This is a genomic window from Phenylobacterium sp. (assembly GCF_016124325.1).
In the GTDB taxonomy this organism is placed as follows: Bacteria; Pseudomonadota; Alphaproteobacteria; order Caulobacterales; family Caulobacteraceae; genus Phenylobacterium.
Genome location: NZ_WGNY01000045.1, coordinates 1 through 15,016, shown reverse-complemented (window position 1 = coordinate 15,016; position 15,016 = coordinate 1). Strand labels below are relative to the sequence as shown.

7 protein-coding genes are annotated in these 15,016 nt (G+C 70.5%); 3 read left to right on the top strand and 4 right to left on the bottom strand.

The features are described 5' to 3' along the window. Window positions 1-50: 50 nt before the first annotated feature. The 3 genes from GC203_RS21890 to GC203_RS21880 form a co-directional block, all read right to left on the bottom strand. Window positions 51-3,803: a filamentous hemagglutinin N-terminal domain-containing protein gene (locus GC203_RS21890; RefSeq protein ID WP_293458867.1), complete on the bottom strand. Its 3,753-nt coding sequence runs from the start codon at window positions 3,801-3,803 to the stop codon at window positions 51-53. Further along, complete coding sequence (locus GC203_RS21885; RefSeq protein WP_293458865.1) at window positions 3,800-6,181, bottom strand: CHAT domain-containing protein; 2,382 nt, start codon at window positions 6,179-6,181, stop codon at window positions 3,800-3,802. The genes GC203_RS21890 and GC203_RS21885 overlap by 4 nt, the downstream gene beginning before the upstream one ends. 122 nt (window positions 6,182-6,303) lie before the next feature. Then, window positions 6,304-6,918 (bottom strand): TetR/AcrR family transcriptional regulator, encoded by a 615-nt coding sequence (locus GC203_RS21880; RefSeq protein ID WP_293458863.1) that lies wholly within the window; start codon window positions 6,916-6,918, stop codon window positions 6,304-6,306. 102 nt (window positions 6,919-7,020) lie between these two features. On the opposite strand from GC203_RS21880, the gene GC203_RS21875 reads away from it, so the two are divergent. The 3 genes from GC203_RS21875 to GC203_RS21865 all read left to right on the top strand — a co-directional run bounded on the left by GC203_RS21875 (window position 7,021) and on the right by GC203_RS21865 (window position 14,107). Continuing rightward, a complete protein-coding gene (locus GC203_RS21875) occupies window positions 7,021-7,806 on the top strand; it encodes a CPBP family intramembrane glutamic endopeptidase (protein WP_293458862.1) in 786 nt (261 codons plus the stop codon). Window positions 7,807-7,991: 185 nt separating this feature from the next. Beyond that, a complete protein-coding gene (gltB, locus tag GC203_RS21870) occupies window positions 7,992-12,632 on the top strand; it encodes a glutamate synthase large subunit (RefSeq protein WP_293458861.1) in 4,641 nt (1,546 codons plus the stop codon). A 23-nt stretch (window positions 12,633-12,655) separates the two neighbouring features. Further along, a complete protein-coding gene (locus GC203_RS21865; protein ID WP_293458859.1) occupies window positions 12,656-14,107 on the top strand; it encodes a glutamate synthase subunit beta in 1,452 nt (483 codons plus the stop codon). 399 nt (window positions 14,108-14,506) lie between these two features. On the opposite strand, the gene GC203_RS21860 is transcribed toward GC203_RS21865, so the two are convergent. Then, complete coding sequence (locus GC203_RS21860) at window positions 14,507-14,773, bottom strand: hypothetical protein (protein WP_293458857.1); 267 nt, start codon at window positions 14,771-14,773, stop codon at window positions 14,507-14,509. Window positions 14,774-15,016 lie beyond the last annotated feature (243 nt).

Here is a 15,016-nt window from a genome sequence, read left to right as displayed (position 1 = left end):
GCAACTCACCCGTCGCGCGGCGGCGCCGACCTTGAGTCTCCGCTGCGGGGTCAAGGGCAGCCTCCCACGCCGGGGCGCTCGGTTCGGAACGTCGCCGGCGCCGGCGGGCTCACATAGGGGCCGACCGGGCGGGTGATGAGCTGGCTGACCACGCCGGTCGACCGGGCCGAGGGGCACTGCCCGCGCAGCACCTTCGAGGCGTCCAGCACCGACAGGTCGCGCACCGTCACCCCGCTGGTCACGTCGTAGAGCCCGGTCTCGATCTGCACCTCGCCGTTCACGTCCACCCGGTTCACCCGGTCGGTGGAGTTGATGAAATAGCGGCTGACGATGCTGACGTTCGCACCCGTCGTCTGGCCCAGCGCCTGGATCAGGCCGCCGTTCGAGATCACCGCCAGCGGGTCGGCGATGACGATCATGCCGCCCGTCGCCGTCCCCGACGACGTCTGGATGATCCCGGGCGACAGCGCCCCTTCCAGCACGAACAGCCCCGGCCGCGGGATGTTGACGAAGATGTCGCCGGCCGCGCCCCCGACCGAGTTGGTGGTCACCCGTCCGCCGTTGGTGATGCGCATGTCGTTGGCGGCGAGCTGAATGGTCCCGGCGTCGCCGCCCGGCGCCGGCCCGGTCGCGTCCCCGCCCGACAGGTTCTCGCTGGAGATGATCGACTTCAGCCCGTCGACCAGCACCTTGTCGGCGGCGATCTCCAGGAAGCCGGCCGGCTTGGGATTGAAGGAGACCGTCGAGACCGTCCCGCCGCCCGACACCGTCAAGGTGTTCGCGGCGATGTGCATGTCGCCCGATCCGCCGCTCGACCCCAGCTCGGCCGACGAGCTGATCTGCCCGCCCTCCACCAGGATGTCGCCGGCCGAGATCAGCACCGTGCCGGCCTTGCCGACGCCGAAGCTGGACGAGGAGAGCACCCCGCCTTCATTCACCGTCAGCGTGCCGACCTTGACGTTCAGCTTCCCGGCGTCGCCGGTCCCGCCGGTCGCGGTCGATACCCGCGAGCCGTTCCCGATGGTCACGCTGTCGGCCGTCAGGTTGACGACGCCGGCCTGCCCCTCCGAGCCGCTGTAGGCGTCGGATCCGATGTTCGAAAGATGGTCCAGCGTCACGGTGGACGCCACCACCGTGACGTTGCCGGCGTCGCCCAGGCCAAAGGCGCTGGAACTGATGCCGCCGTTGTCGAGGGTGATCGCGCCCGCGTTGATGCTGACGTCGCCGCCCGCGCCGACGCCCCCGGTGTCGGACGACACAAAGCCGTATCCCACGATCTTCAGCGTCTTGGCGTCGATGCTGACCGTGCCGGCGTCGCCGAAGGAGGTGCTGACGGAGCTGATGCCGGCGCCGATGCTCGGCTCCAACCCGCCGTCGATGATCACGGCGTCGGCGGTGACCAGCACATTGCCGGCGCGGCCTTCGCTGTCGGTCTGGGACGACACCGCGCCGCCACCGCTCACCGTCAGCGTTCCCGCCTTGATGGCGACCGTACCGGCGTTTCCTTCGCCGCTGCTGAGCGCATTGGACGAGATCAAGCCGCTGTTGATGACGTTGACGGTCTTGGCTTCGATGTTCACCCCGCCGGCGTCGCCCGGGCCGTAGGCGTCGGAGGAGATGTGGGTGAACGTGAGGCCCTGGCCGTCCACGGTCAGGTCTCCGGCCTTGATGTTCACCGAGCCGGCCCGACCCACGCCGAACACGGCGTCGGCCGAGATATAGGCGCCGTCGGACACCCTGAGCGAGCCTGTCACCTGGATGTCGACCGTCCCCCCGCCACCCGTGCCCGCCGCAGCGCGTGCGACGATGGACGCCTGGTTTTCCACGTCCAGGTCGCCGCCCCGGATCGTCACGTCGCCACCGGGCCCTGAATCGAGTGTGTCGGACGAAATCTCCGTCAGCCGGTTTTCCAGGAGGATGGATTGCCCCGTGAGGCTGACCCGGCCCGCGGCGCCTGTGCCGCCGGTCGTGGACGAGACCTTCGTGTTGTGGATCTCCAGCGCGCCGTCGGCTTCGACTGATACACTGCCGGCGGTGGCGTCGCGGAACGCCTGCGACGTCACCTGGCTTTCGGTAAGCGTCACATCGCGGCCCGAAAGCGCGATCAGCCCGCCTGGCGCCGCGACGAAGCTGTCGGACGAGATGCTCGCGAGGTTGAGATAGAGGTCGCCGGACGCGGAGACGCGGATCTGGCCCGTTCCGGTTCCCGAAAAGGCGTTGCTGTCCGCGTGGATCGCCGAGCCGTCGATGCCGATGGTCTCGCCGTCCAGCACGATCGACCCGGCGGTCCCGTCGCCGAAGACCTCGACCGAAATGTCGGAGCCTCCGTAGACGAACAGCTGGGGCGCCGCCAGGGTGATGGACCCCGCCGCGCCATCGGCCAGCGCCACGGCGCTCAGGATCGCGCCGTCGATCTCCAGGCTCTCGTCGCCAACGATGGCGAGGGCGCCGGAATTGGCGGTGGTGGTCCCCGGCGCCGAGCCGTAGGCGCCGCCCGAGATCAGGATCCGGCTGCCGTGGATGAGGATGTCGCCGGGCGTGCCCGTCTGGGTGCTCCCGAACGCGAGCGACCCGCCGAGCTCGATGTCGGGCGCCGTGACGGTGATGGTCCCCGCCCCGCCGGTCCCGATGTTGGACGCCAGCAGCACCAGCCCGCTCCCGACGAGCGACGAGGCCGCCGTGACCGAGATATGGCCGCTCGATCCCGTGTCGGCCCCCGTCGTCGCCACGGTGAGGTCTTCGGCGTAGATCGAGTCGCCCTGCAGGATGATGTCGCCGCCAGGGGCGGTCGACTGCGTCGAGGCGATGACGTAGCTCGCGCCGCTCGTCGTCAGAGCGCCCGCCGTGATCCGGACGTCGCCGCCGCGGCCCAGGCTGCGCGTGAAGCTGCTGATCTGGGTTCCGTTGGTCAGGGAGACCTGACCCGCCGAAATGGCGATGTCGCCGCCGTCCAGATCGCGGGTCGCGTCGCTCACCAGCAAGGTGGAGTCCACGCTCACCGTCCCCCCGCCCAGCCGCAGCGGCGCGGCGGCCGTCAGGGTCTGGGTGATGATCTGCGCGCCCTGGATATCCAGCGAACCGGCCAGCGCCCCCGCCAGCGGGTCGTTCAGCGCCAGCGTCCCGCTCCCGGGCCCGAAGGCGGCGAAGTCCACGCCCCGCGCCAGCAGGGAGCCGCCCGTCACCCGGATGTCGGCCGCGCTGAACGACAGGCTGGCGGCTTCGGCTGCGGGCGCCAGCGTGGCCCCGTCGATGGCGATGTTCCCCTGCCCGCCCAGGAAGCCGAAGCTCTGGGGCGGCGCCACCGACAGCGTCGAGCCCCCGGGCGTGGCCAGGGCGAAGCTCGTCCCGTCCGAGAAGCGCAGCTCGCCCGCCGTAGAGAAATAGGCCGCCGCCGGCACGTTCACCTGGGCGCCGGCGCCGAACACCACGCCCGCGGGATTGATGAAATAGAAGCTGGCGTTGGGCAGGGCGGTGGAGTCGATCTTCCCCGAGATCTGCGAGACCTGCCCGCCCGTCACCCGGTTGATGACGTTCAACACCGCCGCCGGATCGCCCGTGGCCTGCACCCATTGGGCCGTCGCGCCCGCGCCCAGGCTGAACTGGGTGAAGCTGTGGAACAGGTTGCCGCCGGCCAGGGCGCCTCCGTCGATGGTGTAGATGGCGCCCGCCTGGACCACGGTGGTCCCCAGGCCCAGCGCGCCGGCGTCGGGGGTGATCGCCGTGGTCACGGCGCTTTGGGCCAGCACGGCCGCCGGCCAGGCCGCCGCCGCCAGCAGGACCGCGAGCGCCGCGCGCCGCCTCAACGCCACGCCCCCAGCAGGGTGAAGGCGGCCCAGATGTTCGGGTCGGCGTTGACGCCGCCGCTCTTGATCATAGCCAGCTGGGCGTCGCGCAGCGCCGCCGACTTGGAGCTCCCGCCGCGATAGCGCTTGTAGAAGTCCTTCATCAGTTCGGCGGTGCCCGCGTCGTTCACCGGCCACAGCGAGGCGATGGCGCTCTTGGCCCCGGCCTGCACGGCCGCGCCGGCCAGGCCCATGCTGGCCTCGTCGTCGCCGACCGCCGTCTCGCAGGCGCTCAGCACCAGCAGGTCCAGCTCGTCGCCGCGGGTGCGGTTCTGGGCCAGTATCTGGCGCAGCTCCGACAGCAGGATCACTTCGCCGTTGGCGACGATGAACGCCCGGTCCGAGCGGCCGTTGAACGAGGCGTGGGTGGCCAGGTGCAGCACGTCCACCTGCTCGTCGGTCAGCGCCGTCACCAGGTCGGATTTCTTGAAGTTCTCGATCACCCACGAGCGTGCGATGCGCGTGCCGTCCGTGGCGGCGGCCACCTTGGCCTCGGCGCCCGTGCCCTCCAGCTTCTCGAAGCGGCCGGCCGGAAGGTCGACCTCCTTCTCCAGCGAGGCGGCCACCAGCTGCAGGCCGGCCGGCGCGTCGCCCGCGGCGGTCTGCGAATAGGCCAGCGCCGGCGCCACGGCCACGCGGGCCCTCTCGACCAGATAGTGGTTGTTCCCGTCGAGCAGCGCCGAGAACGGCAGGGCGCGCAGCGCCCCGTCCGGCACCACCGCCAGCACCGAGCCCGGCTTCAGCTCGCCTTCGATGGGCTTGATCAGCAGGTCGTAGAGCTTGCGCGAGGCCGCGCGCCAGCGGTCGTCCTCGTCGTAGCTCAGCGACAGGACCATGGTCTCCACCAGCCGGGAGATCTCCTGGCGGCCCACGGTGGTGTTGGGCGCGAGGCGATGGAACGTCGCCGAACCCTCGCCGCCGGCCACGTACAGCAGCTCCAGCCGGTCGCGCAGCAGGATCGGGTAGAGCACCACCTCGCCCGCGGCCAGCATCTCGGGCCGCAGCGGCGCGCGCGGCGGAATGCACTCGCTGCCGAACACGCTCTGCAGCTCCGCCTGGCGATAGGCCTCCAGGATCTGCTGGGCGGCGCGCACCCGGATCGGCTCGCGCGCGCCCTCGGCGCCGGAAAGCTGCACGTCCACGGCGCTCTGGAACACCCGGCGCATATAGAGCGAGAAGGCGGTCTCCTCGGTCAGCGGATCGAACCGGGGCAGCAGCGGGCGGATCGCGTCCAGCGCGTCGTAGGCCGCCAGCACGTGCTCGTCGCGGTTCGCCGGATCCATCTGCGCCAGCAGCAGATGCCATTCGGGCAGCCGGGTCGGCAGTTCGCGCTGGCTCTCGGCCAGCAGCGCCTCGTCCATCAGGCCCCGCGCCGTGGCCAGGTCGCCCCGGGCGAGCGCCATCCGCGCCGACAGCGCCGCGGCCAGCGACCGCGCCGCCGGCCCGTCGGGCTGGGCCGCGCGGATTTCAGCGATCGCGGCGGCCACCTCGTCCGAGCCCTCGGGCCGCGCGTCCAGCGCCGCCGAGGCCAACCGCCCCAGGATCTCCGCGCGCAGGGCCGGATCCTCCACTCCCCGCGCCGCCGAAAGGCCGGCCAGGGCGGCGGTCCAGGCCTGGGCGCCATAGTCGCCGGCCACGTCGGTGTTGGCCTCGGCGATGGCCTGCCGCAGGCGCGCCAGCCGCAGGTCGGCCAGGGCGGCCGTGCGGTTGTCCCCCGCCAGCCGCGCCTGTTCGGCCGAACAGGCCAGCGAGGCGATCGAGACGCTGAGGTTGGTGTTGATCAGCACGCGCGAGTTCAGCAGCACGTCGCAGGGCCCGCCGTCCGCGCGCGCCGCGCTCTCGGCCTCCTGCACCACCTCCGCCGTCCCGCCGCGCGAGCTGCGGCGCGATCCGCCGCGCGTGCCGCTCAGCGTCGAGCCCGACAGCGAGACCAGCCCCAGCCGGTAGGCCGCCAGCGACGCCGGCTCGCGCAGACCCGCCGCGCTGGCGATCTGGAACGCGCTCAGCAGGTACGACTGGGCCTGGAGCTGGCTGCCGCGCGGGCTCACGCGCATCAGCTCGCCCGCCGCCGCGCAATATTCCGCCAGCGCCTGCGGCGAGGGCTTCTCGTACTGCGACCCGGCCAGTTCGAGCGCCGGCGCCAGGTCCTGGAACGGGTCGGCCGGGCCGCGCCGCGCCAGCCGCGCCTCCGCCGTCGAGGCCGCCTGCATCAGGGCGTCGGCCGACGGATAGGTCTTGAGCTGCGACGCCGCCGAGGGAACGCACAGGCTGTCGGTCAGCGCCGCCTGCGCGGCGCCCGCCGTCGCCAGGCCCGCCAGACCCAGCGCCGCCGCGACCATCAATCGTCCCGGACCGCCCCCGCGCCCCATAGTTCCCCCTCGATTCCCCTCTCCGAATGTGGCGTCCGGCGGGACCGGATTGTCAACCGAGCTCTCCGGCCGGGCGATCGCCCGCGCGGCCCCTACGCCCCGTGCAGCCGGGCGATGTGGAAGGCGATGAGCCGCTCGCGGTCGCACCAGTCGAACGTCGGCCGCGCGATCAGCAGCGCCACCAGCCCATGCAGCGAGGCCCAGATGCTCTGGGCCAGCATGTCCTGGTCGACCTCCCCCAGCCCCGCGCCCAGCTCGCGCACTATGGCCGCCCGATAGAGCTTGAACGCCGCCCCGCCCGCCGCCATGGCCGCGTTCGGTCCATCCTCGGGGGTCTCGTAGGCGCCCTCGTCCATCAGGGCGATCCTGTAGGCGTCGGGCTCGGCCAGCGCGAAGTCCACGTAGGCGCGCGCCAGTTCGTCCAGCACCGCCGGCCCCTCGATCCGCCCCATCACCTCGATCATCCGCGCCGACAGCGCCTCGAAGGCGCGCACGCACACCGCCTCGACCAGGGCCTGCTTGGTGGGGAAATGCGCGTAGAGGCTGGGCTGGCTGATCCCCACCGCCTGGGCGATCTGGCGGGTCGAGACGGCGTGCACGCCGTGCTCGGCGAACAGCCGCGTGGCCTGCGCCAGGACTTCCTCCCGCCGCTCCCCCGCGCGGCCGCGCCGCCCTGGAGCCCGCGCCGAATCCCTCGTCTCGACCATCGTCGCGGAGCCTCCCACCCCGCCGCTCGCCTTGACAAGGACCATTCCTATCAGTGATAGCCTATCAACGATAGGAAATGCGTCCGGCCAGGAGGCCTGCCCATGCCCGTCCCGCGCCGTCCCTACGCCTTCTTCGCCCTCACGCTCGCCCTGGCGGTTCCGTTCTGGATCGCCGGAGGCGTCTCGGGCGTCATGCTGCTGCCCGGCCTGCCGCTGGCCGGCCTGATGGCGGTCTGTCCCGGGCTGGCCGCCCTGATCCTCGTCTGGCGCGACGAGGGCCGTCCCGGCGCCCGCGCCTTCCTGGCGCGCATGTTCGATGGGCGGCGGATCCGTCGCCTCGCCTGGCTCGCGCCGGTCCTGCTCCTCGCCCCGGCGCAACAGGCGCTGGCGTTCTTCGTCCAGCGCGCGACGGGCGCGCCCGTCCCGGCGCCGCAGATCGCGCTCGCGCCCGCCCTGGCGCTGGCCGGCTTCTTCATGATCGGCGCCTGGGCCGAGGAGCTGGGCTGGTCCGGCTACGCCATCGACCCGCTGCAGGATCGCCACGGCGCCCTGAAGGGCGCGCTCGTCGTGGGCGCCGTCTGGGCCCTGTTCCACTTCGTGGCGCTCGTCCAGGCGCAGCGCGGCCTCGCCTGGATCGCCTGGTGGTCGCTGGGGACCCTTGCCGCGCGCGTCGTGATGGTCTGGCTCTACGACAATACGGGCCGCAGCGTGCTGGCCGTCTCGCTGTTCCACATGAGCCAGAACCTCGCCTGGCAGCTCTATCCGGTGCAGGGCTCGTACTTCGATCCGCAGGTTTCCGGGCTCATCGCCGCGGCCTTCGCCGCCGTGGTGATCGTCCTGTGGCGACCGCCCGCGCCGCCCCTGCGCGGCCGCCGCCCGATCACCTGAACATGATCCCGTCCGCGGCGAACTGGGCGCATCCTAAAATGCGGGCAGGATGAAAAGTTCTGCCCTGACGCCAGAGCCCCAACCATCGACAAGGGTGATTTTTGCCGCTTAAAAGCCCCCCTCGACGCCCGTCCGGCCCTGGCTGGAGCGGGCGCCCTGACGCGCCTTTGAAGTGAGAGACGACTATGGCCCCCCCGGAGCGGCAAGGACTGTACGACCCCCGGAACGAGCACGACGCCTGCGGCGTGGGCTTCGTGGCCAACATCAAAGGCCGCAAGAGCCATGAGGTCATCCAGGCCGGCCTGCAGATCCTGCTCAACATCGACCACCGCGGCGCGGTGGGCGCCGACCCCACCGTGGGCGACGGCGCGGGCTGCCTGATCCAGATTCCCGACCGCCTTTATCGCGACTGGGCCGAGAGCGCGGGCGTCGACCTGCCGCCGGCTGGCGAATACGCCGTGGCCATGTGCTTCCTGCCCCAGGACGAGCTCGCGCGCATCGCGGCCATGGAGCAGTTCGAGCACTTCCTGAAGGTCGAGAAGCAGCCCCTGCTGGGCTGGCGCGACGTCCCGGTGAACACCGCGGGCCTCGGCAAGGCGGTGATGGACTCCATGCCGATGATCCGCCAGGCCTTCATCGGCCGCGGCCCCAACGTGAAGGACCAGGACGCCCACGAGCGCAAGCTGCTGGCCGTGCGCAAGCAGTTCCAGAACCCGCTCGCCGAGCTCGCCGCCAAGCGCGGCATCCCCGAGCTGACCCAGGTCTACATGCCGTCGTTCTCGACCCGCACGGTGGTCTACAAGGGCATGCTGCTCGCCGGCCAGCTGGGCGGCTTCTATCTCGACCTCCAGGACGAGCGCTGCGAGTCCGCCCTGGCCATGGTCCACCAGCGCTTCTCCACCAACACCTTCCCGTCGTGGAAGCTGGCCCACCCCTACCGGTTCATCGCCCACAACGGCGAGATCAACACCGTCCGCGGCAATGTGAACTGGATGAACGCCCGGCGCCGCACGCTGGAAAGCGACCTGCTCGGGCCCGACCTCAACAAGATGTGGCCGCTGATCCCGCACGGCCAGTCCGACACCGCCTGCCTCGACAACGCCCTGGAGCTGCTGGTGGCCGGCGGCATCCCGCTGGTCCACGCGATGATGATGCTGATCCCGGAGGCCTGGGCCGGCAATCCGCTGATGGATCCCCAGCGCAAGGCCTTCTACGAGTACCACGCCGCCCTGATGGAGCCGTGGGACGGCCCCGCCGCGGTGGCCTTCACCGACGGCCGCCAGATCGGCGCCACGCTCGACCGCAACGGCCTGCGCCCCGCCCGCTTCGTCATCACCGACCAGGACCATGTGATCATGGCCTCCGAGGTCGGCGTCCTCGACGTCCCCGAGGAGCGCATCATCCGCAAGTGGCGCCTCCAGCCCGGCAAGATGCTGCTCATCGACATGGAGGAAGGGCGCATCGTCGAGGACGAGGAGATCAAGCGCACCCTGGCCGAGGCCGCGCCCTACCAGGACTGGCTCAACGACACCCAGTTCAAGCTGGAGGAGCTGTCGCTCGACGACGTCGACGCCGAGCCCGCGCCCAACGACCCGGACACCATCCTCGATCGCCAGCAGGCGTTCGGCTACACCCAGGAAGACCTGCAGTTCTTCCTCGAACCGATGGGCGCCAGCGGCGACGATCCGGTCGGCTCCATGGGCCACGACACGCCGATCGCCGTGCTCTCGGGCCGCGCCAAGCTGCTCTACGAGTACTTCAAGCAGAACTTCGCCCAGGTCACCAATCCGCCCATCGACCCGATCCGCGAGGAGCTGGTCATGAGCCTGGTCTCGATGATCGGGCCGCGGCCGAACCTGCTGGGCCGCCAGCGCGGGACGCACAAGCGCCTGGAGGTCGCCCAGCCGATCCTCACCGACGAGGACCTCGCCAAGATCCGCGCGGTCCATGAGCTGCTGGACGGGGCGTTCCGCACCGAGACCATCGACATCACCTGGCCGGCCGAGGAAGGCGCCGATGGCCTCGCCGCCGCCGTCGAGCGGGTCTGCCGCGAGGCGACCGAGCACGTGCTGGCCGACGCCAACATCCTGATCCTCTCCGACCGCGCCGTGGCCGAGGACCGCATCCCGATCCCGGCGGCGCTGGCCACGGCCGCCGTCCACCACCACCTGATCCGCCAGGGCCTGCGCACCGAGGCGGGGCTGGTCATCGAGACCGGCGAGGCGCGCGAGGTGCACCACTTCTGCGTCCTGGCCGGCTACGGCGCCGAGGCCGTGAACCCCTATCTGGCGTTCCAGACGCTGGAGCAGCTTCGCGTCCGCAACGGCCTGTCGCTGACCGCCGCCGAGGTGCGGAAGAACTACATCAAGGCCGTGGGCAAGGGGATCATGAAGGTGATGTCCAAGATGGGCATCTCCACCTACCAGTCCTACTGCGGCGCCCAGATCTTCGACGCCGTGGGCCTCTCCAGCGCCCTGGTCGACAAGTACTTCACCGGCACCGCCACCACCATCGAGGGCGTCGGCCTGGCCGAGATCGCCGAGGAGGCCGTGCGCCGCCACCGCGCCGCCTACGGCGACAACCCGATCTACAAGTCCATGCTCGACGTGGGCGGCCAGTACGCCTGGCGCCTGCGCGGCGAGGCCCACGCCTGGACCCCGGAATCCATCTCGGGCCTCCAGCACGCCGTGCGAGGCAACCTGCCCGACGAGTACCGCCGCTTCGCCAAGTCGGTGAACGACCAGAGCCAGCGGCTGCTGACCATCCGCGGCCTGATGCGCTTCCATCCCGCGGCCCAGCCGGTCCCGCTCGACGAGGTCGAGCCGGCCTCCGAGATCGTCAAGCGCTTCTCCACCGGCGCCATGTCGTTCGGCTCGATCAGCCGCGAGGCCCACACCACCCTCGCCATCGCCATGAACCGCATCGGCGGCCGCTCCAACACCGGCGAGGGCGGCGAGGAGCCCGATCGCTTCGTCCCCCTGCCCAACGGCGATTCCATGCGCTCGCGGATCAAGCAGGTGGCCTCGGGCCGGTTCGGCGTCACCACCGAATATCTGGTCAACGCCGACGACATCCAGATCAAGATGGCCCAGGGCGCCAAGCCCGGCGAAGGCGGCCAGCTGCCCGGACACAAGGTCGACAAGAACATCGCCAAGGTGCGCCACTCGACCCCCGGCGTCGGCCTGATCAGCCCGCCGCCGCACCACGACATCTATTCGATCGAGGACCTGGCCCAGCTCATCCACGACCTGAAGAACGTCAATCCGGCCGCCCGCATCTCGGTGAAGCTGGTGTCCGAGGTGGGCGTCGGCACCGTCGCGGCGGGCGTCGCCAAGGCGCGCGCCGACCATGTCACCATCTCGGGCTTCGAGGGCGGCACGGGCGCCTCGCCCCTCACCTCGCTCACCCACGCCGGCTCGCCGTGGGAGATCGGCCTGGCCGAGACCCAGCAGACCCTGCTGCTCAACGGCCTGCGCACCCGCATCGCCGTTCAGGTGGACGGCGGCCTGCGCACGGGCCGCGACGTGGCCATCGGCGCGCTGCTCGGGGCCGACGAGTTCGGCTTCGCCACCGCGCCCCTGATCGCCGCCGGCTGCATCATGATGCGCAAGTGCCACCTCAACACCTGCCCGGTCGGGGTGGCCACCCAGGACCCGGTGCTGCGCGCGCGCTTCACCGGCCAGCCCGAGCACGTGATCAACTACTTCTTCTTCGTGGCCGAGGAGCTGCGGGAGATCATGGCCGAGATGGGCTTCCGCACGCTGAACGAGATGATCGGCCGGGTCGACCGCCTCGACGTCTCGCCGGCCGTCGACCACTGGAAGGCCCACGGCGTCGACCTGTCGCGCATCCTCTACGCCCAGGCGGCCGAGGGCCAGAAGGCGCTGTGGAACATGGACCGCCAGGACCACGGCCTCGACAAGGCCCTGGACCACGTCCTGATCGCCGACGCCAAGGCGGCGCTGGAGACGGGCAAGCCGGTCCGGGGCGACTACGCCGTGCGCAACATCAACCGCACCGTGGGCGCCATGCTCTCGGGCGAGGTGGCCAAGCGCTACGGCCTCGCCGGCCTTCCGGAGGACACCATCTCGCTCACCCTCAAGGGCCAGGCCGGCCAGAGCTTCGGCGCCTTCCTGGCCCGCGGCGTCAGCCTGACCCTGATCGGCGACGGCAACGACTATGTGGGCAAGGGCCTGTCGGGCGGCCGGGTGGTCGTGCGCCAGCCGCCGGAAGCCCGGCGCGACCCGGCCCGCAACATCATCGTCGGCAACACGGTGCTCTACGGCGCCATCGCCGGCGAGGCCTATTTCGAGGGCGTGGCGGGCGAGCGCTTCGCCGTGCGCAACTCCGGCGCCGTGGCGGTGGTCGAGGGCGTGGGCGACCACGGCTGCGAGTACATGACCGGCGGCGTCGTGGTGGTGCTCGGCGACACCGGCCGCAACTTCGCCGCCGGCATGAGCGGGGGCGTGGCCTACGTCTACGATCCGCGCCGCCGCTTCGACGACCTCTGCAACAAGGCGATGGTCGACCTCGAACCCGTCGGGCCCGCGGTCGGCGATCCCGACGATCCGATGCGGCCCAGCCAGCGCTCGGTGTCGGTGGAGAACGCCGGCATGGGCGACCTGCTGGCCTTCGACGCCGAGCGGCTCCGCATCCTGGTCGAGCGCCACCACCTGCACACCGGCAGCCGCCGCGCCGCCGAGCTCCTGGACAACTGGGACCAGGTGCTGGGCTCGTTCGTGAAGGTCATGCCGCGCGACTTCCGCCGCGCCCTGACCGATATGGCCAAGGAACGCGCCGCCGCGGCGGCCGTGGCCGCCGAGTAATCCGGAAAGCTTGAGGACAGACCATGGGTAAGCCGACCGGCTTTCTGGAAATCGAACGCCACGACCGGGGCTATCAGCCCGTCGCCGAGCGCCTGAAGCACTGGAAGGAGTTCGTCGTCCCGCTGCCGCAGGACGAGCTGCGCGGCCAGGCGTCGCGCTGCATGAGCTGCGGGATTCCGTTCTGTCACCAGGGCTGCCCGGTGAATAACCAGATCCCCGACTTCAACGAGCTGGTCTACCGCGACCAGTGGCGGGCGGCGCTCGACAATCTGCAGTCCACCAACAACTTCCCGGAATTCACCGGCCGCATCTGCCCGGCGCCGTGCGAGGCCTCCTGCACGCTCAACATCCCGGACACCCCGGTCACCATCAAGGCGATCGAGTGCCAGATCGTCGACCGCGGCTGGGATGAGGGCTGGATCACGCCCCAACCCTCGCCGCGCGGCACCGGCAAGCGGGTCGGCGTCATCGGCTCCGGCCCGGCGGGTCTGGCCTGCGCCCAGCAGCTCGCCCGCGCCGGCCACGCCACCACCGTGTTCGAGAAGTCCGACCGCATCGGCGGCCTGCTCCGCTACGGCATCCCCGACTTCAAGATGGAGAAGCACCTCATCGACCGCCGCATCCGCCAGATGGAGAGCGAGGGGGTGATCTTCCGCACCGGCTTCGAGGTGGGCGACATGGTCTCGGTCCAGCGGCTGCTGGACGACTACGACGTGCTGGTGATGGCCTGCGGCGCCGAGGCCCCGCGCGACCTGCCGGTCCCCGGCCGCGAGCTGGGCGGCGTGCACTTCGCCATGGAGTTCCTCACCCAGCAGAACAAGCGCAACGCCGGCGACCTGGAAGCCATCGCCGCGCCCACGGGCACGATCGACGCCCAGGGCAGGCACGTGGTGGTGATCGGCGGCGGCGACACCGGCAGCGACTGCATCGGCACCTCCAACCGCCAGGGCGCCGCCTCGGTGACCCAGCTCGAGATCATGCCGCGCCCGCCCGAGCACGAGAACAAGTCGCTGGTCTGGCCCGACTGGCCGCTCAAGCTGCGCACCTCCTCGTCGCACCAGGAGGGCGCCGAGCGCGAGTTCGCCGTCGCCACCAAGCGCTTCATCGGCCGCGACGGCCGGGTCACGGCGATGGAGTGCGTGCGCCTCGAATGGGTCGCCGGCCCTGACGGCCGCCAGCAGATGCGCGAGATCGAGGGCTCCGAGTTCGAGCTGAAGGCCGACCTCGTCTTCCTGGCCATGGGCTTCGTGGGCCCGCGCCGCGAGGGCGTCGTGGAACAGAGCGGCGTCGACCTCGACCCGCGCGGTAACGTGCTGGCCGACACCAACGACTACCGCACCTCCCAGCCCAACGTCTTCGCCTGCGGCGACGCCCGCCGCGGCCAATCCCTGGTCGTCTGGGCCATCCGCGAAGGCCGCCAGTGCGCCCGCGCGGTCGACGAGCACCTCATGGGAACGTCGGTCCTGCCGCGGTAGGGGGGCGGCGGGGTGTCGCCGCTCGTCGAGGTGGTGCCCCAGGCCGGACTCGAACCAGCACTTCCTTGCAGAAAGCAGATTTTGAGTCTCTCACGCCCCGCTTATGACGCTGATTATATTCACGAAATTTTCGAACGCAACGAAACTGTGTAAGTGCCTGTGTAAGTTATCAGCGATCAGGTTAGGTTTGCGACACCGATTTTCCGCCGCGGGGCAAGGAGTCTCACAGCAGACACGACGAAGGTCAGCGAGGGGTGGTGAGCAGCGGTTGACCTGAGCGCCGAAGGTGGACGCACAGGCGATGCGCCTCTTCAGCCGATGGAGCGTACTAATGCGCGCCGAGGCGCGATGACTCTAAGCGCCACTCATCGAACGTTTCCCAGAAGGGTGTGTTCACCGCTAGGAGGCGACCTTGCTCCCCGAACGGGTCCAGCTGCAAACGCGCGACGCTTTCAAGGTCAGCGGGCAGGCTGTCGCAGCGAGAATGGATGAGCTCATCCAAGCCTTCAATGCAGGAATATCCGCATCGCTCGTCACGGATGGCGGGTCGACAAACTGCGCCTCGTTGGAGATGTAGTAGCCCAGTCGCGCTACGCGCGGGTTGAGGCTGCGGTTGGCGAGCCAGCGCGCATATGCTGGAAATTCAATCCCCAGCACGCCCAGCAAGACATTGCCCCACGGGCGTTTCATCGCGGGGGGCGCGAAGAACCTGCAAACGCCGCTAGGAGGTAGATAAAAGGCAGGGGAGATTTCTCCCGACAACTTCACTGACCTGCCCCCTTCCTGATCCCTCGGTTTGAGTGAGAGTCCGTCACTTAGAGGAGACGGACGTGAAGAAGAGCAGGTTCAGCGAGGCGCAGATCATCGGCGTGCTGCGAGAGCAGGAGGCCGGAAGCCCGACGGCGGAGG